Annotated in this window: 20 protein-coding genes; 8 read left to right on the forward strand and 12 right to left on the reverse strand. The window is 41.4% G+C overall.

Annotated elements, in window-relative coordinates; translation table 11 throughout:
- Positions 1–86 precede the first annotated feature (86 nt).
- Genes CWB85_RS06890 through CWB85_RS06905 form a run of 4 tightly spaced genes read right to left on the reverse strand, consistent with a single transcriptional unit; the run spans position 87 to position 4,045 of the window.
- Positions 87–470, reverse strand: a complete 384-nt coding sequence (locus CWB85_RS06890; protein ID WP_016707138.1) for a RidA family protein — start codon at positions 468–470, stop codon at positions 87–89.
- A gap of 12 nt (positions 471–482) precedes the next feature.
- A complete protein-coding gene (locus CWB85_RS06895; RefSeq protein ID WP_016707139.1) occupies positions 483–1,931 on the reverse strand; it encodes an N-acyl-D-amino-acid deacylase family protein in 1,449 nt (482 codons plus the stop codon).
- Between the two features lie 2 nt (positions 1,932–1,933).
- The gene (locus tag CWB85_RS06900) at positions 1,934–2,785 is read right to left on the reverse strand and encodes a MurR/RpiR family transcriptional regulator (RefSeq protein ID WP_138554491.1); all 852 of its coding nucleotides are present in this window, start codon (positions 2,783–2,785) and stop codon (positions 1,934–1,936) included.
- Positions 2,786–2,797: 12 nt separating this feature from the next.
- A complete protein-coding gene (locus CWB85_RS06905; RefSeq protein WP_138554492.1) occupies positions 2,798–4,045 on the reverse strand; it encodes an amino acid deaminase in 1,248 nt (415 codons plus the stop codon).
- Between the two features lie 200 nt (positions 4,046–4,245).
- Between CWB85_RS06905 and CWB85_RS06910 the strand changes: the two genes are divergently transcribed.
- Entirely contained in the window at positions 4,246–7,185 is a 2,940-nt protein-coding gene (locus CWB85_RS06910) for a TonB-dependent receptor (RefSeq protein ID WP_016707142.1), read from the forward strand.
- A gap of 211 nt (positions 7,186–7,396) precedes the next feature.
- Positions 7,397–8,992, forward strand: coding sequence for a carboxylesterase/lipase family protein (locus tag CWB85_RS06915; protein ID WP_138554493.1), 1,596 nt, complete (start codon positions 7,397–7,399; stop codon positions 8,990–8,992).
- Here the strand turns inward: CWB85_RS06915 and CWB85_RS06920 are convergent.
- Positions 8,989–9,708 (reverse strand): SIR2 family NAD-dependent protein deacylase, encoded by a 720-nt coding sequence (locus CWB85_RS06920; protein WP_016707144.1) that lies wholly within the window; start codon positions 9,706–9,708, stop codon positions 8,989–8,991. The two genes, CWB85_RS06915 and CWB85_RS06920, sit on opposite strands and share 4 nt — an antisense overlap.
- 185 nt (positions 9,709–9,893) lie before the next feature.
- Between CWB85_RS06920 and CWB85_RS06925 the strand changes: the two genes are divergently transcribed.
- Entirely contained in the window at positions 9,894–12,137 is a 2,244-nt protein-coding gene (locus CWB85_RS06925; RefSeq protein WP_138554494.1) for a TonB-dependent receptor, read from the forward strand.
- A gap of 26 nt (positions 12,138–12,163) precedes the next feature.
- Here the strand turns inward: CWB85_RS06925 and CWB85_RS06930 are convergent, their stop codons facing one another.
- From CWB85_RS06930 to CWB85_RS06940, 3 genes are all read right to left on the reverse strand, one after another.
- A complete protein-coding gene (locus CWB85_RS06930; RefSeq protein WP_138554495.1) occupies positions 12,164–13,189 on the reverse strand; it encodes a Kelch repeat-containing protein in 1,026 nt (341 codons plus the stop codon).
- Between the two features lie 84 nt (positions 13,190–13,273).
- Positions 13,274–14,125 (reverse strand): universal stress protein, encoded by an 852-nt coding sequence (locus CWB85_RS06935; RefSeq protein ID WP_138554496.1) that lies wholly within the window; start codon positions 14,123–14,125, stop codon positions 13,274–13,276.
- Between the two features lie 10 nt (positions 14,126–14,135).
- Positions 14,136–15,620, reverse strand: a complete 1,485-nt coding sequence (locus CWB85_RS06940) for a SulP family inorganic anion transporter (RefSeq protein WP_138554497.1) — start codon at positions 15,618–15,620, stop codon at positions 14,136–14,138.
- Between the two features lie 524 nt (positions 15,621–16,144).
- Here CWB85_RS06940 and CWB85_RS06945 point away from each other — a divergent pair.
- The 3 genes from CWB85_RS06945 to dld are packed head-to-tail and all read left to right on the forward strand — an operon-like array spanning position 16,145 to position 18,820.
- Positions 16,145–16,702 (forward strand): DJ-1/PfpI family protein, encoded by a 558-nt coding sequence (locus CWB85_RS06945; protein ID WP_016707149.1) that lies wholly within the window; start codon positions 16,145–16,147, stop codon positions 16,700–16,702.
- A 28-nt stretch (positions 16,703–16,730) separates the two neighbouring features.
- On the forward strand, positions 16,731–17,129 hold the full coding sequence (locus CWB85_RS06950; protein WP_016707150.1) for a ribbon-helix-helix domain-containing protein: 399 nt from the start codon (positions 16,731–16,733) through the stop codon (positions 17,127–17,129).
- A gap of 2 nt (positions 17,130–17,131) precedes the next feature.
- Positions 17,132–18,820 carry a D-lactate dehydrogenase gene (gene dld, locus CWB85_RS06955; RefSeq protein ID WP_138554498.1) on the forward strand — a complete coding sequence of 563 codons (1,689 nt, stop codon included), beginning with the start codon at positions 17,132–17,134 and terminating at the stop codon, positions 18,818–18,820.
- A gap of 43 nt (positions 18,821–18,863) precedes the next feature.
- Here the strand turns inward: dld and CWB85_RS06960 are convergent, their stop codons facing one another.
- On the reverse strand, positions 18,864–19,109 hold the full coding sequence (locus CWB85_RS06960; protein ID WP_138554499.1) for a YfhL family 4Fe-4S dicluster ferredoxin: 246 nt from the start codon (positions 19,107–19,109) through the stop codon (positions 18,864–18,866).
- A 260-nt stretch (positions 19,110–19,369) separates the two neighbouring features.
- Here CWB85_RS06960 and CWB85_RS06965 point away from each other — a divergent pair, with 260 nt between their 5' ends.
- Together CWB85_RS06965 and CWB85_RS06970 are read left to right on the forward strand one after the other, a co-directional pair.
- Positions 19,370–21,043, forward strand: a complete 1,674-nt coding sequence (locus CWB85_RS06965) for a tyrosine-type recombinase/integrase (protein ID WP_138554500.1) — start codon at positions 19,370–19,372, stop codon at positions 21,041–21,043.
- 123 nt (positions 21,044–21,166) lie between these two features.
- Positions 21,167–22,729, forward strand: coding sequence for a tyrosine-type recombinase/integrase (locus CWB85_RS06970; protein WP_138554501.1), 1,563 nt, complete (start codon positions 21,167–21,169; stop codon positions 22,727–22,729).
- A 163-nt stretch (positions 22,730–22,892) separates the two neighbouring features.
- Here CWB85_RS06970 and CWB85_RS06980 read toward each other — a convergent pair whose 3' ends face one another.
- From CWB85_RS06980 to CWB85_RS06990, 3 genes are all read right to left on the reverse strand, one after another.
- On the reverse strand, positions 22,893–23,192 hold the full coding sequence (locus CWB85_RS06980; protein ID WP_138554502.1) for a cyclic-phosphate processing receiver domain-containing protein: 300 nt from the start codon (positions 23,190–23,192) through the stop codon (positions 22,893–22,895).
- A 75-nt stretch (positions 23,193–23,267) separates the two neighbouring features.
- The gene (locus CWB85_RS06985) at positions 23,268–24,365 is read right to left on the reverse strand and encodes a cell division protein FtsZ (protein WP_138554503.1); all 1,098 of its coding nucleotides are present in this window, start codon (positions 24,363–24,365) and stop codon (positions 23,268–23,270) included.
- A gap of 70 nt (positions 24,366–24,435) precedes the next feature.
- The gene (locus CWB85_RS06990; RefSeq protein WP_249314802.1) at positions 24,436–25,410 is read right to left on the reverse strand and encodes a helix-turn-helix transcriptional regulator; all 975 of its coding nucleotides are present in this window, start codon (positions 25,408–25,410) and stop codon (positions 24,436–24,438) included.
- Positions 25,411–25,488: the final 78 nt, after the last annotated feature.

The raw sequence follows: 25,488 nt of genomic DNA on the forward strand, positions 1-25,488 counted from the left end.
ATGTTAATTATTATTTTGTTGATGACCTAAGAGCGATTATTATTTTTTATGCTCTTAGGTATAAATTTTGATGTTGGCAGGGGAAGTTAAGGTGCTTTATAACACGTTACATCCACTTCAACTTTACAGTCGACCACTAAATCCGCCACCGCACAAATACGTGCCGGTGGGTTAGCGCCAAAGTACTCTTTAAAGACTTTATTAAACGACTGAAAATAACGCGAGTCAGTTAAAATAACCGTCACATGCACCACATCTTCGAGGCCATAGCCCGCCTCTTTCATAATGTCGAGGCAGTTTTCAATTGCCAGTGTTGATTGCTCAATGATACCGCCTTCAACCACTTCGCCGTCTTTCATTGGCGTTTGCCCTGATACCATCAGCCAGCCACCCGCTTCTACTGCTCGGGCAAATGGTAAGTGTTGACCACCCGTGCCTTTCCCGCCTTCAATACCAATGCGTCTGATCATGATTACTTACTCCTATGATGTTAAAAATTTACCCGAATACGCAGGTAGGATCTGTTTATCTATTAATGTTGCTTGGCCGTTGGTCCACACGCGGCGAATACCTGAAGCTGGTAGTTCTGAATCGACAAATGTTGCGTTATCAATAACCTCATCGGCATCAAATAGCACTAAATCGGCAAAGTTACCGACTTTGATCACGCCACGATTCGCTAACCGATAATTAGCGGCACTGAGACCGGTCATTTTATGGATCGCTGTGGCTAATGAAAAAACCCCTTGCTCTCGACTGTAATGTCCTAAAACCCGGGGGAATGAGCCCCACAAACGAGGGTGTGGATGCGGATCGCACGGTAAGCCATCAGAGCCAATCATGGTTTTATCAAACGCGAGAATAGTTTTTACATCGTCTTCATTAAGGCCATGATAAACCGCTCCCGCAGGTTGCAGGCGTTTCGCCGCATCAAACAAACTAACACCCCAGTGCGCCGCAATATCGGCTAGTAATTGTTCAGCCATTTCAGGGTGAGAGTCAGACCAAGTAATAAAAATATCAAAGTCATCGGTCACTTGATTTAAATCTAAGGTGCTGGAGCTTGCTGCATACGGATAAGCGTCACAACTGCATTTGGAATGCTCACCTTGCTCGGAAAATTTGGCTAATAACTCGGGTGCACGCCCCCAGTTATTTTTACCTGCACATTTTAGATGCGAAATGATTACTTTGATGTCAAAGGCTTGCTCCATTGCAAACGCTTCATCCATCGCCTCAAGTACCGCATCAAACTCGGTGCGTAAGTGCGTGGTATAAAGAGCATCGTGTTTTTTTAAAACCTCGCCAAACGCTTGCACTTCAGAAGATGGCGCCTGATTAGCATTTTTATACGCAAGGCCCGTACTCAACCCCAGTGCACCTTGGCTGAGTGCCATATCAAGTTGCTGCTGCATTAAGGCTATTTCTTGTGCTGTAGCTGCACGTAGTAAATCATCCATCACATTATTTCTAAGTGTTGTATGTCCAACAAGCGCTGCCACATTCACATTGGCTTTTCGCACATTATAGGCAGCGATATAGTCGCGCATTTGCACAAACTTAAACTCTGTTTTATCCCCTAATAAGTTCATCGGATCAGGCGCATCCGTGGCCAACTGAGCGGGTGCGGCACTAATGCCACAATTTCCCGTGATAACCGTGGTTACTCCTTGGCTGATCTTAGCGGCCATGTCAGGGTTTCTCAGTACCTCTAAATCATCGTGAGTATGTACATCAATAAAACCGGGAGCTAAACACAGCCCCTTACCATTAACCGTATCTAATGCTTGGTATGCAGATAACTCACCCAGCGCGACAATCTGTTGCCCTTTAATTGCAACATCCATGTGCACAGGCTCATTACCTAAGCCATCAAATACTTTTGCTTGATATATAATAGTGTCTACCGGTTGCGAGATATCGTACTGCATTGTTAATCTCCTAATGGCGCGCGGTCTGGTCCTTCACGATATGCATCTAACTCATGTTTAATACGACGAAGTTTTTCACGAGATTTTTTCTGCGTTAAAATAGCCACTTCACTCGCCAAAATATCTACCGCAGCAAGCATGGCGTAACGAGCTGTACTTGGTGTGAAAATATAATCTGATTCGTTTGTTTTAATCGGCAGGTGAATTGTCGCTGTATCAGCAAGTGCGCTATCAGGACAAATGGCAATCACTTTTGCGCCGTAATCTTTGGCAATACTTGCAGCATCAATAAGATCATTGGCAAGCCCTGTTAACGACAACACAATTACAACATCGCTCACGTCAACGCTCGCTGCTGTCATCCGCATCATGACAGGATCACTATAGGCGTTACTGAGCACATCGAGTCGAAATAATCGATTATGGCACTCTTGCGCCACTACAAAGCTGCCGCCGCCAACACCAAAAATAAGTGTATGACGACTACCCGCTATACAACGTGCAGCTTCTTCCACTAAAGACTGTTCAATCAGCCCAGCATTGATATCGAGAATATCGTGAATTGCTTGATAAATTGCCGGAATATCTTCACGTACGGAGGCGTTTTCACTAATAAAACGCTCACCTACTGCCAGTGATTGCGCAAGCTGGAGCTTCATATCGCGTACATTGTTGCAACCTAATGCTTTTGCTAAACGTGTGATGGACGCATGACTCACTTTCGCACGTTGTGCCAAATCACTGATACTTGCTGAGGCTGCATATTGCAGATCAGTTAAAATTAATTGGGCAACAAGTTGCTCTGATTGACGTAAATGGCCTAAGCGTTCTTTAATTCGCGAAACAATATCCAATTATTTACTCTCCTAAAAATACGTATCAAAGATATCAATAACGTTATAATTATCATCAATGACATTAATATAGCGCCATTTATCAAATGTAAGGCATGGGTGCGAAGTGGCAAAGGCAATAATATCGCCCACTTCTAGTTGCTCAGTGATTGGATAAGTTAGCATCGCGTGCTGATCCATTATTTTTTCTACTTTCCATTTGGCCCCCGCAAATTTTACTGTGCCTGATTGATCAACATGTAAGTTAGGAATAGGTAAACCTGCATCAAAAGCGACATCTCGCTTACCCATACCAATAATGGCACGACCGGGCTCTGGCAATGATTGCACGTATGCCCAAATTTCTAAGCAGGACTGTAAATCACTGCCAATATTACAAGCTAATGGATTACGCGCTAACACACTTTGCTGTGCTTGTTCATAAATCCCTTGATCATGGGCCACGTAACAACCTGGGCGGATCACTGGAATCATGTTTTCCAGCATATTGGCAGGGGCAAAGGCATCACAGACTAAGTCGTACCATGCAGAGCCACCAGCCGTGATTATTACTTGTTCTGTGGCAAAAGCTTGCTGAGCAATTAAATCTTTGCATTTAGCTACGGCAGTCGCTAAAAATGCTGTCACTTCATGTTGAGTACTCAATACGCCTTCATATACTTCAAGACCCGCAAGTTGTAATGAGGAATACGACTTAATATGCGCAGCCAACTGCTGTAGCTTTTGACTATCAACAACCCCACAACGCCCACCGGGCACCCCTAACTCGATCAGTAGTTTAAGCTGTAAACCTTGCTCATTAAAAAATTCACCCAAGGTTGTGACATTGCTAACATCATCCACTAAACAATAAAAATCAATTTCATACTGTTTTAATAAATAACTAAGTTGCAGCATATTGGCTGTACCAACTAATTGATTTGCCATAATAATGCGCTTTGCACCTGCGCGAGCAGCTACTACCGCTTGCGGCACCGTTGCAATAGTAATAGCGTAAGCACCGGCTGCTAACTGCTTTTTGAAAATCCCCGGTGCCATAGTGGTTTTACCATGGGGTGAAAACTCCACCTGACTTTGTTTGGCAAACTCTGCCATCCACGCAATATTATTATCTAACCTCGTTTGGTAAATACAGGCGCAAGGCAAGCTAATTTGCTGCAACGCAACATTGTAGTCCCCATGTATGAGTGCATCGCTATTGCCTAAGCCTTTATTCACACTTGCGATAGTACCAGCATCTTTTGTGGCTAACTTTTCCATAAATAAAACTCTTATTTTAAATCATTACCTTAGAGAGCAAGGTTACAGTAAAGCTCAAAAAATTATCAATTGTTAATGTAATTGTTATTGCATTTTGTTTGAAAGTAATGTTAATTAATAACAGAAGAATAGTCAACAAGTGTTACAAATTAACAGAAAATAATAATCAACGCCTAAAATACAGGATAAGGTACATCAGCATGAACATTAAAAACCGTCGCCCAGCCACTCTAAATAGAAGCTTAACGGCAAAAGCTATCGCCGCCATCATTTGTGGTTCCACAAGCTTTGCGGGAGTTGCTGCGGATCAAGTACAAACCGCAAATGACGATATAGAAACCATTGAAGTACGTGGTATTGCCGCCAGTAACAAACAAGATATTAACAACAAACGTTTTAGTACTGGGGTAATGGACTCTATTACCGCAGAAGATATTGGTAAACTGCCTGATGTAACCATTGCTGATACGCTGCAACGTATCCCCGGCATACAAATTCGCCGCTCCGCTGGCGAAGGGTCAACCATAAACGTACGTGGTATGCCACAAGTAACAACCCTTTTAAATGGTGAGCAATTTTTAAGTGCTGGTTCAATTACAACTTTGCAACCTGATTTCACTGATGTCCCCGCCGCATTACTCTCAGGGATTGATGTGCTTAAATCACCTCAAGCTGACACGCTAGCCGGCGGTATCTCAGGTACTCTCGATTTAAAAACACGCAGACCCTTTGATCTTGACCAGGGCACAACATTCTCGTTAACTGGGGAAGCAACACGCGGCAGTCTTTCGGAGCAAACAGACCCAAAACTAGTGGCATTTGCCGGCTACAACAATGACAAATTTGGCATTATTGTCACGGCAGCTTATGACGAAAGCACCTTAGCAAACTACCGTAACGGCACCATTTTGACCTCATCTGAAGTACAAAATGAAACTGACAGAGACTTTAACGGCGATGGCGATTTTAACGACAGCTTTTACAGCCAACGCTTTTATGGTGTGATGGACCGTGAGACCGAACGTGATCGTCTTGGTTTAAACACCACCATTCAATACCAAATTGCCGATACACTGACTTTTACCGGTGATCTGTTTTATACCAAAATGGATGACGCCGACCGTAAACAAGGTGTGATGGTTGATAATGCTCGCGGTTCTATTTGGGCGTATTCTGATAACTTTATTCCTCGCTTAGATAATGAACAAGGCGGACAAATATACACAGTCAACGAAGCTGACTTAAAAGTTCGCCGCGTTAGTGCCTACTCAGAAAGTTTAACGAACGATCGTGAATCAACTAACGCCAGTTTTTTATTCGAATACCAAGGTGACGGGCCACTCTCTGGTGAATTTAGGTATATTCATGGCGAGGCTGAGCGCAGCCATACTGAAAATGTAGCCCATGGCTTCTTAACCTCTGGCGCACAACATGGGTTATTAAAAAATCATGGTGATGGCATTACCCCTGTAAACCCTAATGGTTACGGTCCAGAAGAAGTAGATGTGAGTTTTTCACGCAGTGGCGAGTATCTCAGCCTTGGTTTTGCCGAAGGGTTTGGTAACGATATAAGCCAATATAATCTGGTTTCAACCTACTCTGAAAATAACTTTGAAGAAGAAGCCAGTTTAGATGTTGCCCGTATTGATGGCCATTACGCCTTTGAGACCGATCATCTACAGAACTTTGATTTTGGTCTGCGCGCATCAAAACGTGATGTGGAGCGGGAAACTTATATTTTAGTTGCGCCATTTACCACCGGCAATATTAGTGCTGACGTAATGTGGAAAGATTCCGGCGCCTCATTGGGTGATACCAACGGCGATGGCGAAAATAGCGTTGCAGGTGGTGATTTAACACTTGGTAAAACCAACTTCTTCAGCGATATGCCTGATGGTTGGGTAAATCAAGTCAATGGGTTAGGTCCTGGCGGCACAGGACATAGTTTTTATTTAGTAGACCCTAAAGTGATGGACGACCCAATGGCATTTCAAAATGCTATTTACCCGGGTAATAAACGCTTGGCTAACCCGTCTCGTACTTATCAAGTGAAAGAGCAAACCCAAACCGCCTACTTTAAAGCGAATTTTGCTGGCGAATTAGGTGATTTAAGTTATACCGCCAATATCGGTGCGCAATACATTAAAACCGAACTCGACATGCTGCAAAACCAACTCGGTTCAGAGCGCCCTTGTTCATTATGTACCGCCAGTGAAAAAACCGGTGAAAAATGGTTAAGCAGAGATTACTCTGATTTTTTACCATCAATGAATTTTAATCTAAACGTAACGGACGACGTAATTCTTCGTGCCGGTTATGGTAAAACCATGACCACGCTCGATATTGGCAAGCTCGCAGGTGGTGTCAGTGTTGGTAGAACTCGGGCTGGTGATGTGCTTGCAGCAGAGTTAGGCGTAAGTCCAGATCTATTAGTAGCCGTACAAGGCCGCCAAAATGGTAACCCTGATCTAGAACCATGGCGCGCAACTAACTATAACCTATCTGCTGAATGGTATTTTAATGACAGTGGTTTACTGAGTATTTCAGCCTTTTTAATGGATATAGAGTCTTTTGTTGAAAACGGCATTGTTATGCAAGGCTTACCCGATATAGATGGCGTTATTCGCCGTGAAGTCCCCGTTACCACAGAAGTTAATGGCCAAGGCGGTGATATAAAAGGCTTTGAAGTGGTTTATCAGCAAGCGTTTGACTTTTTACCTGCACCATTTGATGGTTTAGGGACGTCAGTTAACTTTACTTATGCGCCAAGTGACAGCGCCAACGTTGATGTCTACGGCGAAAGCTTACCTATTCAGGATAACTCAGAAAAATCAGCCAATGCCGTGCTTTGGTACGAAAAAGGCCCATTACAACTGCGTCTTGCAGCTAATTACCGAAGTGATCGTTTAGACAGTTTAAGTTCGCCAATGGGCGAAGGCGTAGTGCCATTTTGGACCGACAGCACACTATACTTTGATATGTATGCAGGCTATGAGTTTGCTGAGGACATGAGTATTTATACCTCGGTGAGCAACTTGACCGAAGAAAAAGAAGATATATACGCGCAGTGGTCAGATCATGTGATCACTCAAAATATCTTCGAGCGTCGTATTACCTTTGGTATTCGTACTCGTTTTTAATATTTTCTACTATAACGAGCGCAACAAATTTGGCACACTTCTGCCCAGGAGATTAAAAGGTTAAATTAACCTTTTGCCAAATACTTAACCAAGGTGGTTACACTCCCTATGTAATCACCTTGGTTTATTTAAGCCTTTATCTACCCCACCATTTTTTATGCTAGTATCTATTAGCTCTCAAATTCGACACGCTCACTAACAGAGGTTAACCATGCGACTGCGCTCACGACGAACACTTGCTTTTCTCACTTGTTTTACGCTTGCAGCCCTGACTTTACAAGGTTGCTCTAAAGCCCCCTCAAGTACGACAGCTAAGGTAACGGGCGGTACAGTACAAGGAAGTGAGTCTGGTAAAATTATTACTTTTAAAGGTATACCTTACGCAGCTCCCCCTGTAGGCGATTATCGCTGGCGCTCCCCGCAACCTGTGCCCAAATGGCAAGGTATTAAGCAAGTCGATCACTATGCACCTGACTGTATGCAAAAACCCTTTGTAGACGATGCCGCCCCTCTAGCCACACTACCTGCGGAAGATTGCTTGTATTTAAATGTAATAAGACCGGCTAAACAAAGTGAAGCGGGCTACCCTGTAGTCGTATGGTTTTATGGCGGTGGTTTCGTTAACGGCGGTGCTTCTGCTGAGGTTTATAGTGGTGACAGTTTTGCTAAACAAGGCGTGGTGTTTGTTAGTTTTAATTACCGTTTAGGTCGATTTGGTTTTTTTGCACACCCAGCACTGAGTACTTTTGAAAATGATGCACTCGGTAATTATGCGATTATGGACCAAATAGCTGCTTTAAAATGGGTTAAAAATAACATTGCTGAGTTTGGCGGTGATCCAAACCAAGTAACTATTATGGGCGAATCCGCCGGTGGTAAGTCAGTACACGCTATGCTGCAAGCACCGGGTTCGCAAGGGTTATTTAATAAGGCTATTGTTATGTCGGGCGGTGGTCGAGAGTTATTTAACCTATTACCACTGCACAGTGATAATCAACAAGTCTTATCCGCAGAGCAAGTGGGGATTAATTTTGCCGCCCAACATCAAATTACTGGCAGTGATCAAAGCAGCCTAAAAGCCCTGCGTGAACTGCCTGCTCAGGCTATTGTTGGTAATTTAAACTTAAGTACTTTAAAACAAGAGAATGATTCGCTTGTAACTTACTCTGGTGGGCCTATTCTAGACGGTACACTCATTACGAGCACCAACAGCGAAAACTTACTCAATGGTCAGTTTAGCAAAGTGCCATTAATGGTCGGTACTACCAGCCATGATATTGGTAATGCAAATTTTGCTTCTAAACAGGCTTTATTCGACAGTTTTGCTGATAATGCCAAACAAGCCCAGGTAGCCTATGATCCTGAAAATAATAAACCGCTGGCACAGCTAAATTACCAGGTTGGCCAAGATAAGCTAATGCAAGAGCCAGCCCGTTTTACTGCACAACGCTTTAGTAAAAGTGGCCAAAATGCATATCTTTATCGGTTCGCATATGTGGCGCAAACGCTAAATGTAAAAGGAGCAGCCCACGCCAGCGAAATCCCTTACTTTTTTAATACGGTAGTAACTAAGTATGGTCACGTTACCACTGAACAAGATAAACAAGCAGGTAAAACCATGCACCGCTATGTGACTAACTTTATCAAAACCGGTAACCCAAATGGCCCAGGCTTAATAAATTGGCAACCTTTTCAGCAAGCACCTAAAGCTATTTTAGAGTTAAATAACTCAGGTATTGCTGAGTTTGTTACTGATCCACTGGGGTTGCGGCTCAATGCAACACAAGCGAAAGTAAAACAACACTAGCCCTTTACTTGGATGTACTCTAATGCGGTCATTTTTTTATAGCTCACATTAGGATGCATAATGTGCGCAGGCTCAGGATCAACCACTTCGATAGGAATGTCATAACTGCGTGCAATCTCCAGTGCCATTTGAGTGATATTGACGCTAAACGAGGTGCCCATAAATACAATTTTATCGGCATCTACCATACGCTGCTGCGCTTCGCTAATACGGTAAAGCTCAGTATAATATTCATCAAATAACAGCACAAAAGGCTTTAACGATTGGTTGAGTACCGGCTGGTGGTTTTCAATTTTAAACAATTCAAACAACGAATCATGTAAACGGCTTTCGTCTACGTTATCCCAAGGGGTCGTTTGTGGTGTGACATCATCGCCCTGATGATGAAACAACGTCATTTGATCAAGCCGGCCATGAATAGCAATGTAATTAGTATTCCCTGCTTTACCGTCTAGACCATCAATATTTTGCGTGATTAAGTTTTTATCACTCAGCCAATGATGCACTTCGTTAGGGCCATGATTGCGATAAGTAGCAAAGCGATGGTAATACCACGCTAAAAATTCTTTTGGATTATTTTCATACATTGCGCGAGTGGCCATTTCCATGGGCGTATAATTTTTACTGCCGATAGTCCAATAACCATCTTCGCCACGAAAAGTAGGAATGCCACTGGCAGCACTTACCCCAGCACCAGTGATATATAGAGTGTTCATTATTATTGCTTATTAAAATCATAATCTTGTTCAATAAACTAGCGTAAAAAGCCCACTAGATGAAACGATATTATTAGTTTTGAGTAATTTATCAACTTCATTTGATAATAATATTAAAAACCATTACCATTCATCTGAAATTGTACCCAAAAAAGTATTCCCGCTCATTTTTACTAGGAAGTAGCATGAAAAAAACGCTTTTGTCCCTCGTTATCACCAGTTGCATCAGCCCTTTAATATTTAGTCCGTACGCAATTGCCAACCAACATACTGATGAAGGTATTGAACGTGTGGTTGTAACGGCAAACAGAACGCAAACTGCCATTAGCGATATTGCCGGTACGGTCTGGTTAGTAGATTTAGAGCAAATTGAAACGCAAATTAATGCCGGTGTTGATTTTAAAAATGCGTTAGCGCAGTTAATTCCTAGCCTAGATTTAGGAAGCCAAAGTCGCACTAATTATTCTCAAAACATGCGTGGCCGCCCTATGATGGTGATGATTGACGGCGTATCATTAAATTCATCTAGGGGTTTAAGTCGTCATTTAGACTCAATCGACCCTTTTAATATTGCACGCATTGAAGTTATCTCTGGCTCTACCGCAATTTATGGCGGTGGAAGTATTGGTGGCGTTATTAACATTATTACAAAACAAGGTGATGGTACTACCGAGCTAAATGTAGGTATTAAATCGGGTTTTGCTGGCCATGACGATTTAGATAGCAAGTTAGCAGCTGCCACCAGCTGGGAAAATCAACGCTCAAAAGGACGCATCTCGTTAGCCTATAGCCAAGTGAACGCTATGTATGATGGCAACGGTGAACCGATCATGATGGACACTACACAATCAGGGCTGCAATATACGCGCTCTTTAGATTTGATGGCTTCAAGTACACTGATGATCAATGATCAGCAGTCGATTTCGTTTTTAGGTCAATACTATAATAATGAAAGCGATGGCGAACATGGCTTATATTTTGGCGATAATTCAGGCTCATTATTTGGTGATATGAGTGATGTGGGTATTCGTACCGGACTTGAATCTGAGCATACCCCACAAACTAAGCGTAACTTATTTAATATAGATTATCAGCACCGAGCATTTATGGGCCAAAACTTAAATATTCAAGCCTTCATGCGCTCTGAATATTTTGATTTTTACCCGCGCCCTCGACTAAATGCAACACAAAATGCAGTCGCTAGTTTTTCCAGTTCAGAGCAAAGTACCGACGCATACGGCTTTAAATTTGTACTAAACAAAAAATGGCAATCGGTTGATCTCGCTTATGGTTTTGACTACGACAGTGAAGAGTTTGATGCGATGCAAACCTACTATGATCCTATAATTGCGCAAGCCAGTGGCGGCCTAAATATCCAGTCGTTATTTAGTGTCGACCGTTACCCTGGTTTTGAAGTAGACAGTAAAGCATTTTTTGCACAACTAAGCTGGCAAGTTATTGAGCGTCTTTCGTTATCTGCCGGTGTGCGGCAGCAGAATTTGAACAATACCGTATCAGACTTTGTGTCCGGCAGTGCCGCCACTAAAGTAGCCCAAAACAAAGCTCAATCAGCTGATGCTATTTTAGGTGGCTCAACCGATTATGATGTAACCCTGTTTAATTTTGGTGCTGTGTTTGATGTCACTGATAATCAACAAGTATGGACTAACTTTGCACAAGCATTTGAACTGCCAAATGTTGCCAAATACTACGGCAAAGGTAAATACTTACCCGCAGATGAGAATGGCCACCTAGCTTTACAAGACGGTTCAACGGTCAGCATTGGTAATTCACGCCTCAAAGGAATAAAAACCGACTCTAACGAATTTGGTTGGCGTTATAATAATGAAAATCTATCCGCACAATTGTCTGTGTACCAAAGCCAATCTGATCAAACAATTGTTACGAATAGCAAAACATTACTTATAGATGTAAAAGAAAGCCCACTGCGTACTCAAGGTATTGAAGGTCAGATTGATTATGATTTTAATGCTGCATTTCGAATCGGTATGAGTAGCCATTTAGTCCGCGGACAGAGTAAAACAACTCAAGGTGAATGGGCTAAAATTGATGTCACTAAAGCCAGTTCATCAAAACTCACCAGCTATGTAGCATGGCAAGGTGATACTTTAAAAGCTCGTTTACAGTCAAAATCAATGTTTGATTTAAGCGATGATGCCAGCGAGTTCAACGTTAATAACGAAGATCGCCAAATTGATGGGTACACTGAACTAGACTTAATTTTTAATTACCCATTGTCAGTAGGCACGGTCAACTTTGCCATTACTAACTTATTAGATGAAACATACACAACACAATGGGGTAAACGGGCTATTTATTTCTATAGCCCAAGCTACGGACCCGCTGCACTTTATGATCATAAAGCACGCGGGCGTAGCTACACTCTCGATTACAGCGTAAAATTTTAAAGGAAAGTTAACAACCCAAAACGCTGCTACTTTGCAGCGTTTTGTATTTTATAACCAAGCACTTTATTACTTACTTGCTGCTTATTATCCATGCCGCCAATGCGGTATAAGCTCCCCTGATATTCAAGTAAACCACGGTGATCCATGCTCGCAATTGTGAGCGGTGTAAGTATTTGCCAGCTATTACTTGCTATATCAAAGCACCAGACATGGTTACTCGCGGGGGCAGCTTTGCCGTTATAGCCCATGCCATTGTAGTTATAGGGATTATTTGAGCCTGCTTGAATATAGATAGCGTCGTTAAAGCTGGTGGCTGCCATACGATAATGGGCTGTCCCTGTGGGATGTGGTAAAGTGCGCCAATCAATTTTTAATGGGTTACTCTCATCAATCGTGCCTTTTAAACATTGCGCAACCGCGGCAAAAGAGCGGCGTTTATCAGCATTCGCTTGGGTTTTTACACCATCACACACCACAATCGTATTACCGCTAATTGCTGCGGCTTGGCCAAATACCGGCTCACCTAAAAATGGCGAAGCTTGCTGCCATGTATCTTTTTGCGTGTCGTACACTTGTACTAAATTTACATTGCCATCGTTATGCCAGCCACTGACCAAATAGATATAGCGCTGTTGGTAGCTCAATGCCACACTGTCATCCACTGGTACCGGCATATTGGCAAGTTGAGTATAGCGGTCATTTTTTAAATCATAACGATAGACATCTGGGCTGGATATTTCTGTGTGATCACTACTTACCGTATAGCCACCGAACACGTAGGCATATTCACCAAGTCCCACAGCCGTACTGGCTAAACGCCCTTTGGGTTGTAAACTACTGGGCACAGGTGATTTTGCCTGCCATTGTTTATCACCCAGCTTTAACGCCCACACTTTGTTATGCACGCTGTGGTGATCTTTATTTACACCTAAGCCCATAAAACTTAAAAAATACGGTTGCTCATCAACGACAACTTTTGCGACTGCATTATTCGCAACAGGCTCTGGTAAGGTAGGTAAACTTGCCAAGGCAAGGGAGAAAAGTAGACTCATAAAAATCATTCAAAAAATTGAGGTATGAGTAAGAATAACATAACCTCAGCAGCATTAAACTAATGAGGCCAGAGGCTTATCAGCTTAACGTAGCACTATTAGTGGGAGCTGGGTATTTTCAATCATCTTCATGGTATTACTACCCAGTAGCACTTGCCTAAATTTAGAATGTGCAAACGCCCCCATCACCACCATATCAACTGCATGGTTTTGTTTATAAGCCATCAGTGAATCAAAAATATTGCCTGTTAGATAACTCGCTTCAACCTCAAAGCCATGCTCGACTAACAATGCTTCAGCCGCTTTAAACTTACTTTGCTGGTCGCTGACATTATTTTTAACCGTCACTAAATGACACTTTAAGCCTTGCAGTAATCCGCCTTCAATAATCCGTTGTACAGCTTTGTCGGCAATCTCTCTAGCGTCATAACAGAGCAAAAAATTTTGCGGCTGGATAAAGTCTTGATTGGTAATTAACACCGGCGTATGAACTTGACGAATAATCTGCTCAATGTGTGAACCCAGTGCTTTGAACGATGCACTATGACCTTGCCCACAACGGCCAAGTACGATTAATCGAGCATCCGCTTCCAAGTCACAAATGGCATCTGTAATGGTGCCATGGCGCTGCGTGCTTTCGACCAGCTCATGGCCTTGTGCAACCGCTCTTTGTGTAGCATGCTCAAGTAACTCTTTGCCTAATTGCAGCGCAAGTTTGCTCTGTTGCTCATCAAGTTCCGTCATTTTTTCAAGTAGTGCTGAACGAGCGCCAAAGCCAATTGCACCACTGAGGTTTTCATAATGTGCTTTTTGGTCTTTCTCAATAGCGTGTAAAAATAGCAATGGCTTAGCCAGCTTATCTGCCGCCCAAATGCCCGCATTACACACAGATTCTGTGTAGTTTGAGCCATCAATACAGGTAATTACGTTTTTCATATTTAACTCCTTAATGGCCAGCCATTAGTTTTTCTACTTGCTCTGGATCGTTATGAACTGCAAATTTGTCAACCATAGTGGCGGTCGCCTCACTCATGCCGATTATTTCAACTTCAGCGCCTTCACGTCTAAACTTGATCACCACTTTATCTAACGAGGTCACCGCCGTGATATCCCAAAAGTGCGCATGGCTTAAATCAATCACCACTTTATCGACGACTTCTTTAAAATCAAACGTGGCAATAAATTGCTCACTCGATGCAAAAAACACCTGACCGATTACATTATAGGTACGTTGTTTATCATTTTTCTGAGTTTGCACCACCATAAAGCGGCCAATTTTGTTAGCAAAGAATAATGCTGACATTAGCACCCCAACAAATACACCTATAGCTAAGTTATGAGTTGCCACAACAACAGCAACCGTTACTATCATGACAAGATTACTCGACAGTGGGTTGGTTTTTAGATCCCGTATTGAGCTCCACGAAAAGGTACCAATTGATACCATGATCATCACCGCCACTAATGCAGCCATAGGAATTTGTTTTAGCCATTGATCTAAAAACACCACCATAAACAATAAAAATACACCGGCAGTAAAACACGATAAGCGTCCTCGCCCACCCGATTTAACATTAATGATAGATTGACCAATCATGGCACAACCTGCCATACCCCCCATTAAACCAGCGCCAATATTAGCGACACCTTGGCCTTTACATTCTTGGTTTTTGTCACTCGGCGTATCAGTTAAGTCATCAACAATGGTTGCTGTCATCATCGACTCTAATAAACCAACCACAGCCAAACCAATTGAATAAGGCAGTATAATCACCAATGTTTCAAGGTTTAACGGTACATCTGGCCATAAGAAAATTGGCAATGTATCAGGTAACTCGCCCATATCGCCAACAGTGCGAATATCCATGCCCATAAACATCGCAAATACGGTAAGTGTCACAATACACACCAATGGAGAAGGTATTGATTTACCAATCACTGGTAAGTAAGGGAATAAATAAATGATCCCTAAACCCGCAGCTGTCATGGCATAGACATGCCAAGTCACGTTGGTAAGCTCAGGTAATTGCGCCATAAATATTAATATAGCCAAAGCATTTACGAACCCAGTTACCACAGAGCGCGATACAAAACGCATTAAGCTACCAAGCTTTATAAAACCGGCAATAATTTGAATTACCCCGGTCAATAGCGTTGCAGCCAGTAAGTATTCAAGGCCATGATCTTTTACTAAGGTCACCATTAATAAGGCCATCGCACCGGTTGCCGCTGAGATCATCCCAGGCCTGCCGCCCACTATGGCGATAATCACCGCAATACAAAACGAGGCATACAAACCCACTTTAGGATCAACACCGGCAATAATAGAAAACGCGATAGCCTCAGGTATTAACGCTAATGCAACCACAATACCCGCAAGTAAATCCCCACGGATATTAGAAAACCATTCGAGTTTAAATTTTTCGAACATAGAAAACCTTGTTTTATGTGTTATCAACTCATGGCAGTTAAAAGTTCACCCGCAGAGTCACATCTGCTTTGATAGGTAAATCGTTTAACCTAAAGTAAAAACATGATTGATTTTATGTAATTTGATAAACCACAAACCCAACACTGCAATATCTAAGTAAAGTATCTAATGTAAAGTTGAATTATGATGTTTTAATATTTTTTGTGGCGCGAAAAAGCACCTACTAAGAACAGCAATTGATAGCCACTATTGAGCATGGCAATTTAGAGAGGGGGAAACCTAGGGCGGCGTAATGCGCAAAATATTGAGCCTCATAACACAAAGTTGCTGAGATAGTAGGCTAATCTACCACTAAAATCAATTGTGACGAGCTCCCAACTTTTAAACTACTATAACAAGGTGCTGTAGTATTCCTATATTACCCATTCAATCCTTCGTTATGTTCTACTAAATACTCCATGTATTTAAGCACTGTACAAAGTAGCACTTAAATACATGCTCACACTCAATACAAGGAGCTAAACATGGCTAAAGTACTAATGATCACCGGTGACTTTGTAGAAGACTATGAAAACATGGTGCCGTTTCAAGCATTACTGGCAATGGGGCATGAAGTAGATGCTGTCTGTCCAGATAAAAAAGCGGGCGATATGATTGCCACCTCTATTCATGATTTTGAAGGCGACCAAACCTATACTGAAAAACGCGGTCATAATTTTGCACTCAATGCGACATTTGCCGATATTAATGCCGCAGATTACGATGCTTTATATTTGCCAGGAGGCCGAGCTCCGGAGTATTTACGCTTAAACGCAAAAGTGATCGAAATCATTAAGCACTTTGCCACAGCAGGTAAACCTATAGCCTCTATTTGCCACGGCCCGCAATTGCTAACAGCCGCCGGTGTTATTGAAGGTAAAAAAGTATCTGCTTACCCTGCTTGCCAACCAGAAGTAAAAATGGCGGGTGCCGAGTACGTTGAATTACCAATGGATGGCGCCATTACCGATGGCAAGCTAGTGACAGCGCCGGCATGGCCTGCACACCCTGCCATGCTTAAGCAATTTGTGGCATTACTATAATCTAAACCACAGCATCAAGAGGTCAACTATGTGCCAACTTTTTATTAATGCCGACAGCCGTTTATGGACCTGCCGTACCAAATCACTGCGGATAGATGGTGTTGTTACATCGATTCGTTTAGAGGAGTTTTTTTGGGATATTTTAGAAGAAGTGGCCTTTCGCGATCAAATGACCGTCAATCAGATGATCACAAAACTCTACCTTGAGTCTCTTGATGCTGATCACGATATTGGTAATTTCACCTCATTCTTACGTGTCTGTTGCTCACGTTATTTGTCGCTGGTGGCTGATGGCAATTTAAACCGTGAAGACAACAAACCATTAAACGATATTGACGCAAGTAAAGTGTTAGAGCAAGAGCAGCTACGCACCAATTTGCGTAAAAGCCGCTATATCGATACATCACTAAAGTCATCGCTTAACTAATTATGTCGCACTCATCACTTATTCATGCTTTAAAAAATATTGTAGGCAGCCGTTATGTATTAACAAGTAGTCGCGCTACGGCCCCCTATAGAAAAGGATTTAGAGAAGGCCATGGCCCTGCGCTGGCGGTTATAAAACCCGCTACTTTGTTACAACAATGGCACGCATTACAAGCCTGTGTAAGTGCAAATGTCATCGTTATCATGCAAGCCGCAAACACAGGGTTAACCGGAGGTTCAACGCCAACTCAAGGGTGTGATCGCAACACCGTGATTATTAACACCAGCCGTATTAACGACATTCATGTATTAGCCGAGCAGCAACAAATTATTGCCTTACCCGGTGCCAGTTTATTCTCATTAGAAAAAGCACTGGCCCCATATGGCAGAGTGCCGCATTCAGTTATAGGTTCGTCCTGTATAGGGGCATCTATAGTCGGCGGGGTGTGTAATAACTCGGGTGGAGCATTAGTTGAACGTGGCCCAGCCTACACAGAGCTTGCTTTATACGCACAGGTTAACAGTGATGGCAGCCTAAGTTTAATTAATAATTTAGATATTGAACTGGGCGACACACCAGAGCAAATACTCACCAACTTACAAACAAAGCAATATAGTCAGCAAAATATAAAAACCACGACCAAACAAGCATCCGATCATGAGTATGCACAGTGGGTACGTAAAACTGATCTCGATACCCCTGCTCGCTTTAACGCCGATCCACGACGCTTGCACCAAGCAAGTGGCTGCGCTGGCAAACTTGCGGTATTTGCTGTACGCGTTGACACCTTTGCCAAAAACGAACAAGAGCTCACTTTTTACCTTGGCACTCAGTCTACCGCCGCACTACAGGCAGTACGTAAAATAATGTTAGAGCAAGCCAGCAGCCTACCTGTTTATGCCGAGTATTTGCACCGTGATATTTTTGAACTAGCCGATAACTACGGGCGTGATACAGTGTTATTAATTAAGAACCTTGGTACTAATTGGCTGCCTAAATTTTTTAATATTAAGCGCCAACTCGATGCTGTCTGCCAAAAACTACCTTTTCTACCGAAAAATGCCGTTGATAAATTGGTTTATCGCATCGTTAAATTATTTCCAAGCCAAACACCGAGCCAGCTGCAACACTGGAATACACTGTATCAGCATCAACTAATTTTGACCGTCAAAGGTGAAGCGCAACAGCAAACACTCGATCTGCTTAAAAAAGTACAACAAGACCATCAAATTAATTTTTTTCAGTGTAGCGAACAAGAAGCAAAAGCAGCGTATTTACTGCGCTTTGCCGCAGCAGGAGCTGCAGTACAGTATGCAAAAATAAACCATCATGAAGTCGAAGATATCCTCGCGCTAGATATTGCATTAAAACGCAACGATAACCAATGGTTTGAAAAGCTACCGCCAAATATTAACAACAAACTGATGGGTAAACTCTATTACGGTCACTTTTTATGTCACGTTTTTCATCAGGATTATTTAGTTAAAAAAGGCGAAGATCCAAAAGCAATCAAAGCCGCTTTACTTGAGCTTTTAGAACAACGCGGTGCACAATATCCAGCAGAGCATAACGTAGGGCATCATTATCATGCCAAACCCGCGTTGGCTGAGAACTATCGCAGTCTAGACCCAACTAACAGCTTAAATGCTGGCATTGGCGGCATGTCTAAAAAGCGTGATTACACTATTTAGAATTAGCCACAATAAAGGGAGTTATACCTTGCAAAGCGACGCTTTAATTCGTTAATCTCACATACTTCTCGGCCAGTTCATCTAAGCTTTCGCGATGAACTGGATCGGGCTTGATGCAATCAATAGGGCACACGCTCACGCAGGTAGGCTTATCGTAGTGGCCTACGCATTCAGTGCATTTGGCAGGATCGATTTGATAGGTTTTAGCGCCCATATAAATGGCTTCATTTGGGCACTCGGGGTCGCACATATCACAGTTAATGCATTTACTATTTATGAGTAAAGCCATTTTTTAGCCTTTTCAATTAATATCATTATAAAACAAAAAGATAAGTAAAAACAAAGGTGTGTAAAGGCTAACTTTTATGCAGTTCTAGTTTAATAAAAAACCGCTATTTTTCATTAAATCGTAACACAAATTAGTAACACAAATTTTTATCTTTGGGTGTAAATTACAGCCGCGAATTATGCCTATCTTTCTCTGTTGCTTTGTTGATCTTAATCAATAAAAATCGCCGCAAGGCCTTTATTTATATAGGTTTAATCAAAGTGAAAAAATCACTATCAACGCTTACCAAAGCTCAATACACGAAAGCTAAACTAGAATGGAAGCAACTTAAATCGCCATTTTCTATGCAGCACATAAACCGCTGTGTTATTTTGGCCTCTCAAATCATCTTTTTTGAGGAAAAAGAAAAATTAAAACAAGAGGTTAAGAAGCAAGATACGAAGCGATTATCGAAATATGAGGCACAACACAATCTTCGTCTTATATTTACCCTATCTGGAACAGTATCTTTTTACTCAGCTTTCCCTAAATCATCTGGCATAGCTAATACCAAGTTAGGTGAAGCACCTGAATTAACAATAGCAAAAGCGCGTAAGCTCACTGAACAAATGAAATATGGCGTTTTAAATAATCATAATATTAAAACTGTGTTTGATGCATATGAACAAAGCTTAATAGAGCGCCATAATACCGCACCTACCAAATTTGCAGCTTCATCGCTCAGAACATATCAATGCAGAATAAAAAAACTCAGGCATCATTTTCCGCTTAAGAGAGCGTTCCAGTCTCTTACAGCTGGAGAGTTAGAAAAGATTGTAGATATAATTATCAAGGCAGAGTCCAATAACCAAGCAATCGAACTTTTTGCACAAATTAGAAGAGTATGGCGATTTGCCAAAAACAAATTTAACTCAGGTAAAAACCCAGCAGCTGATATCGATGACTTTTACGTATCTGACCGTGTAGAAAGCCCCCGCCCTTGCCAAGTTTATACAGACTTAGATTCGATAGCTGAATTATGGATAAATCTAGCATCGACCCCAAATGTACATCAAAAAAATGCTGCTCGATTTATGATATTAACAGGCATACGCCCTATCAACATTCCACAAATGAAGTGGGGCTGGCTCAATAATATCGATTTCCCAACCTTAATTACCTTTCCGGCATCTGTTGTTGGGGTTCGTGGAGAAATGAAAAACCAAAAAGAATATAAGCTGCCATTAACCAAGGCCATGCGCGCCATTATTTTAGAGCAGAGAGCCTGGATGGAAAATGCATTACCCAACTGTAACCCTGATCATATATTTCTTCAGCCTCGCGATCTTAACAAACCATTTGCTAAAAGGTCGCTGGACAAAATCATCAAAGATTACTCCCCTGTTGATGCAGTAAAAGGAGACCAAAGAAACATTGTAATGAAAGGATCTGCGGGTGCATTTTGCACAATGTGCCGAAGTTTTTTTAAATCCAACACAAAAGCGATTATGGTTGCCAACGGCTATCATTTTAAACACGCAGAGGAACTCACAAGACTCGCGCTTCATCACCTAAGAAAAGAGGACGATCCAAACGGCTTAAACTATGATAAATCTGAAGAGCTATTTGGCACTTCAACAAAGTTAAAATTTAATGTTTTTAAACTTCATGAAGCTAGTATTTTAAAAAGAGCCAAAGAACTCGAAAGCCAAAAACTCAGACTTACAGGTATGCAGAGTAAACAAGCTAAAAACCTTAAAGAAAACAACCAAAAGAAAGCCCTGAGAGATAGAATTAAAGCTCATTTAGTTCACAAAGGCAGTTATGTAAACTTCATTAATCAGCCACTTGGTGATACGGGCAGAGTAGCAAAAGATTTGATTTTAACCGAAGAAGGAAGAGCTGTCGTTGAGAGATATTTAAGTGACCAAGAAGCTAAAGCAAAAAATAATTAAAAAAAGTTTAATTTCGACTTACCAAAGTTTTTGTAAAAAAAATTAATTTCATATCATTGCCTTATTAGAGCGATACCTCATCAGTTATTTGATGATTTTAACTTTTTTAAGGCTTATGTATTAATGGCAACATCAGTATTAAATTCAATAAACCCATGTGAGGTCATGATTAAAAGTCGTGACCTTTGCATTGTTGAATTTAATGCATTTAAGCCACCGTACAATGACGAGTCAATGGAAGAGCTAGCCAGTCTTGCGACTATTATATTATCGCAGGAAAAAGGTAGAAGACTTTCAAAGTATCAGCTTAAAGATCAAATAAGAATTGTATTCCAGCATGATGGCATCATTAAATTTTTTACTCATTTTAAAAAAACAGATGGCATAAAAAACACTAAGCTTGGTGATTCTAATAATATGAGTTTTTCAGCAGCAAAATTAAAAGCGGCCGAAATATACAAAAAGAACACCTCTAATTACACATTCGAATTTGTAGTGAGTAAACAAATAGAAAACTTACAGGCAATTAATAAACATAGCCCTAGCAAGTTAGCTGAAACCACAGTAACAACATACACCTCTTACCTTAATGCAATTCAAAATGCCTTTGGTAAAAATACGTTATTTCAAACTATTACGCCTAAGATAATAGAAGCAACGCTTGACCAACTGCTAACAGAGAAAAGTGGTCCGCATGTGGCTAAGTTATTCGAGCAGATGAAAAAGCTGTGGGTGTTCGCAAAAAATAAATATAATAACGGCACTAATCCATTCCTAGAGATAGACAATAATTATATATCTTCTCGAACGGCGAAGCCTATTCCTTGTAAGGCATATACTGATATATCTCTAATTTCTCAGCTATACATAGGCCTAAAAGCGGCTAAAAATAATACATTAATAAATGCGGTACTACTGATGATGTTTACTGGGCTAAGGCCCATAAATATTTGTAATCTGCGTCTGTCGTATATAGATGATTTAAATAATCCTAAATTTTTAACGTTTCCTGAAACAACCCATACCACTCGCGGTGCTATGAAAAACCAAAAAGAGTTTAAAATACAACTCACACCCGAGATGAAAAAAGCGATACAACAAGAATTAAAATTAAACCCAGACAAAAATCGCACCTATTTATTCTGCAAGGTTAAAAACGGCTCAAACCCCATAAGTAAAGAGAGTTTAAACCGAGCTCTTAAATATCATGCACCAAAAAACATGGTGGCGGCCCCGCGAGATAATATAAATATAAAAGGCTCAGCCGGAGCATTTCCAACACTGCTTCGCAGCTTCTTAAAGTCACATATGAAAGAAGTGCTAACTAAAAAAATTGGGTCATCAACAATTGCTGAAATTGAGTCTAAAAAAATGCTTCATCACTCTGTTTCAGAGCACGATCCAATGAGTAAACATTATGACCACTCGAATAAAATATATAACACTGATATTAAGGCACTTTATAAAAACTTTTCCCTATTTGAGAAGGAAATACTTACAGAAGTAAAAATACAGGCTAAGTTAAAAAACAAAACGACTAAAAAATCATTTTTAAAATTAGATAATTCAAATAAATTCATCGCCAAAGTCAAAAGCACAGTAAGTGCTTATTCAACTATCTTGGGTAATATAGTTCAGCAAACCCAAAAGCTTAAAAAACGCCGTCCTTTGCAAATATTAGAGTAGCGCTTACATATTGCTATACAGCGTTGTCGTTATTTACAAACCTATAAAGAGTTTTTACTGGGTGGTGTGGATTGATTTCTTATAAAAGCAGGAATATCAAAAATATCAGATGCTTTTGGCTTAGTGACGACTACTTTGGAGCTTGACTTATTTGTAGTGTCATTCAGTATTGATGCCTAGCCAGTAAATTAATTTGTGCAATTGCGCATTCCATTTTAATTCGTGCTGAGCTATTGGCTGAATGAACGGCTATTGTTGGTGGTACAAAGCCATCAATAAACACTGCCCGCTCAATCCAAAGTAAAACGTCATAGCCAGTGCCTTTATTATCATTTCCTAAATCATGATCAAGGCTGAGCTGTTTTACTTTGCCGCTCTGCAAAAGTGCAACCACTTCATCAGGCCAATAGGCTCGTAACCAACCGGCTGGTGTTTCTCTTTCATCATCTAAATATACATTCATAGGTTTATCTCACTGAAAAATGTATTCAGACTCTGAAAGCAATAACTAACAACCCTTTAAGCTATATAATAATAGTTATTTTTCACAAGGAGCTGGTGCTTGATTACGTATAAACGCGGGGATGTCAAAAATATCAGAGGGTTGAGGTTTGCCTCTCGCAGCTGGCGATTGTTCGGTTTCGCTACTAGGCGCTTTATTAAAAGGTTCAACAATCATCTTAGCGCTTGCACCTGTCGCTATAATCAATAATTCATAATTGCTGGCTAAGTTTTCAATTTTAGAGACTCCACAAATAACCAACGCATTTGGGCTAACCTGTTGGCGTACGGTATCGGTAATGAGGTTATAACTACCTAGTGAAATCTCTTCCTTACAGTTTACCTGTATAATTACACCGGTACTTGATGACATATCCACCTGGTTAACAAGTGGATTATTGAGTGCACCATCAAGCGCCTCAGTGAGTTCGCTTTCTTCATTGCATTTACCAACCCCTAGTACAGCATCTCCCTGGCAATCCATAATTTTAGCAAAGTCATTTAAATCAACGTTTATTAAGCCTTGATAGCAAAGCATATCGATGAGTGATTTTATCAGTGAGTGGAGTATTTGGTTACTATGCTTAAAGGCGTCAAATAAGCCAATATCATTACCTAGCACTTCAATAAGTTGATCGTTTGGGAGAGTAATAACAGCATTAGCATGCTCTTTAAGCTCATTTAAACCTGCTTGCGCTATATTGCTTCTAAACTGCCCTTCACTACTAAATGGCAATGTAGCAACAAATATAATGGGCTTACCTTGCTCACTAGCAAGTTGTGCAATATAAGGGCTAGCGCCAGTCCCAGTACCACCACCCAACCCTGTTGCACACAGAATTATATCGCAGCCATTAATAAGCGTTAAAAGCTGCTCTTTACTTTCTTCCGCGGCTTGCAGCCCAACTTTTGGGTCGGCTCCTGCACCGTAACCATGAGTTAACTCAGCCCCTATAAGCACAGCTTCATCACTTTGTGTATGCTCAAGCACCACTTTGTCGGTATTAACGCTGTACAAGTGCGCCTGATCAGACTCACGCTGTTCAAAAATACTGTTAAGCGTATTACAGCCACAACCTCCAATGCCAAATACACCAATAGATAAACCATCTTGCTGCTCAATTAATTGAAACATAACCACTCCTTTATTTTTAAAAGAAGCATAACAAACCGGTGCGTCAAAAATTGACGCACCTAAATTAGAGTTATTGATAATTACTAGCAGCCGCTTTAAGCTTTGTGGTGATTCTTTTCCTGATGCGCTCAGGTTGTATGACTTCAAGCCAATGAGCACATTTAAATAGTTCATCGCTTAGTTGTTCGGTATCAATAGTCTGGTATGTAAGTAATACGTTTTTATCGTCAATCTGTTGCTTGTCAGTCAGCTCGCCAAGCTCAATAAACCCTTGATTAACCGCCGAGTGGCTGTGCACTTTCACAACTAACTCAATCGCTTCTTGCGACATACCTTTATTAATAGCACTGCGTAACGACTTTAACTGCTCAGTGCTTGGCTCACGTCGTGTTTTTTGCAAAATGTGTACATTGCGGATGCGGTAAACCGGCATCTGGTAACACTTATCGTGAAGCGTCCCCACCATAAACTGGGCCATTAAAACGCCGCCTTGCTCAACTAAGTTGTAAAAACTCAATTCAGCAAACTTTAACCAATGCGCCTCATCGTAAAGCACTCTATAAAGCTCAGCGCTCACAGCACGATTGTGCTTAATCGCATGCTCAATTTGCGCCACTAACTGAGTATCAATATTCACTTTTAAGGAGGGCTTTGCCAGGGTTGCAAGCCAATCAGGCACATGGCCATTAAAACGTTTAAGAGCCTGCTCAGCTTTAATATTAACGGACTGTTTAATATCACTGGAGACAGATTGCGGTAGTAACTGCTCCAACAATAAATAGTGCTCAGCCACTTCGCTGCTCATTACTTTTGCATTACCACCACGCCACTGCGCATTGATAGACCAGCCATATGGTTTACTACGCGTGTCTTTTTCAAGACCGAAGCAGCCTTGCTGATAGAGTGATTGAAGATCACGTTGGAGCATGCGGGTTGAAAGGTCAAAGCCCCGTTCAGTCAGTTTTTGCTGTAGCTGTTGAGTCGAGAGTGAGCTTGGCGCTACTGGCACAAGCTCTAAAATTGATAAATGGCGATGTGAATTCATTGATATATTTAGCTACTTCTCAAGTAAATAACTACGAGGTTGTTAGTTGGCAGTATTCCGTCAATAAACAAACTACCT

The organism is Pseudoalteromonas sp. S1727 (assembly GCF_005886375.1).
GTDB classification, from domain to species: domain Bacteria; phylum Pseudomonadota; class Gammaproteobacteria; order Enterobacterales; family Alteromonadaceae; genus Pseudoalteromonas; species Pseudoalteromonas haloplanktis.

Excerpts from the sequence above, each read along its gene's own strand:
- CWB85_RS06890 (WP_016707138.1), bottom strand. The coding sequence starts at position 470 with ATGATCAGACGCATTGGTATTGAAGGCGGGAAAGGCACGGGTGGTCAA.
- CWB85_RS06920 (WP_016707144.1), bottom strand. The coding sequence starts at position 9,708 with ATGAACACTCTATATATCACTGGTGCTGGGGTAAGTGCTGCCAGTGGC.
- CWB85_RS06980 (WP_138554502.1), bottom strand. The coding sequence starts at position 23,192 with ATGAATGTATATTTAGATGATGAAAGAGAAACACCAGCCGGTTGGTTA.
- CWB85_RS06895 (WP_016707139.1), bottom strand. The coding sequence starts at position 1,931 with ATGCAGTACGATATCTCGCAACCGGTAGACACTATTATATATCAAGCA.
- CWB85_RS06905 (WP_138554492.1), bottom strand. The coding sequence starts at position 4,045 with ATGGAAAAGTTAGCCACAAAAGATGCTGGTACTATCGCAAGTGTGAAT.
- CWB85_RS06940 (WP_138554497.1), bottom strand. The coding sequence starts at position 15,620 with ATGTTCGAAAAATTTAAACTCGAATGGTTTTCTAATATCCGTGGGGAT.
- CWB85_RS06960 (WP_138554499.1), bottom strand. The coding sequence starts at position 19,109 with ATGGCTTTACTCATAAATAGTAAATGCATTAACTGTGATATGTGCGAC.
- CWB85_RS06970 (WP_138554501.1), top strand. The coding sequence starts at position 21,167 with ATGGCAACATCAGTATTAAATTCAATAAACCCATGTGAGGTCATGATT.
- CWB85_RS06950 (WP_016707150.1), top strand. The coding sequence starts at position 16,731 with ATGTGCCAACTTTTTATTAATGCCGACAGCCGTTTATGGACCTGCCGT.
- CWB85_RS06925 (WP_138554494.1), top strand. The coding sequence starts at position 9,894 with ATGAAAAAAACGCTTTTGTCCCTCGTTATCACCAGTTGCATCAGCCCT.
- CWB85_RS06935 (WP_138554496.1), bottom strand. The coding sequence starts at position 14,125 with ATGAAAAACGTAATTACCTGTATTGATGGCTCAAACTACACAGAATCT.
- CWB85_RS06990 (WP_249314802.1), bottom strand. The coding sequence starts at position 25,410 with ATGAATTCACATCGCCATTTATCAATTTTAGAGCTTGTGCCAGTAGCG.
- CWB85_RS06945 (WP_016707149.1), top strand. The coding sequence starts at position 16,145 with ATGGCTAAAGTACTAATGATCACCGGTGACTTTGTAGAAGACTATGAA.
- CWB85_RS06930 (WP_138554495.1), bottom strand. The coding sequence starts at position 13,189 with ATGAGTCTACTTTTCTCCCTTGCCTTGGCAAGTTTACCTACCTTACCA.
- CWB85_RS06910 (WP_016707142.1), top strand. The coding sequence starts at position 4,246 with ATGAACATTAAAAACCGTCGCCCAGCCACTCTAAATAGAAGCTTAACG.
- dld (WP_138554498.1), top strand. The coding sequence starts at position 17,132 with ATGTCGCACTCATCACTTATTCATGCTTTAAAAAATATTGTAGGCAGC.
- CWB85_RS06985 (WP_138554503.1), bottom strand. The coding sequence starts at position 24,365 with ATGTTTCAATTAATTGAGCAGCAAGATGGTTTATCTATTGGTGTATTT.
- CWB85_RS06915 (WP_138554493.1), top strand. The coding sequence starts at position 7,397 with ATGCGACTGCGCTCACGACGAACACTTGCTTTTCTCACTTGTTTTACG.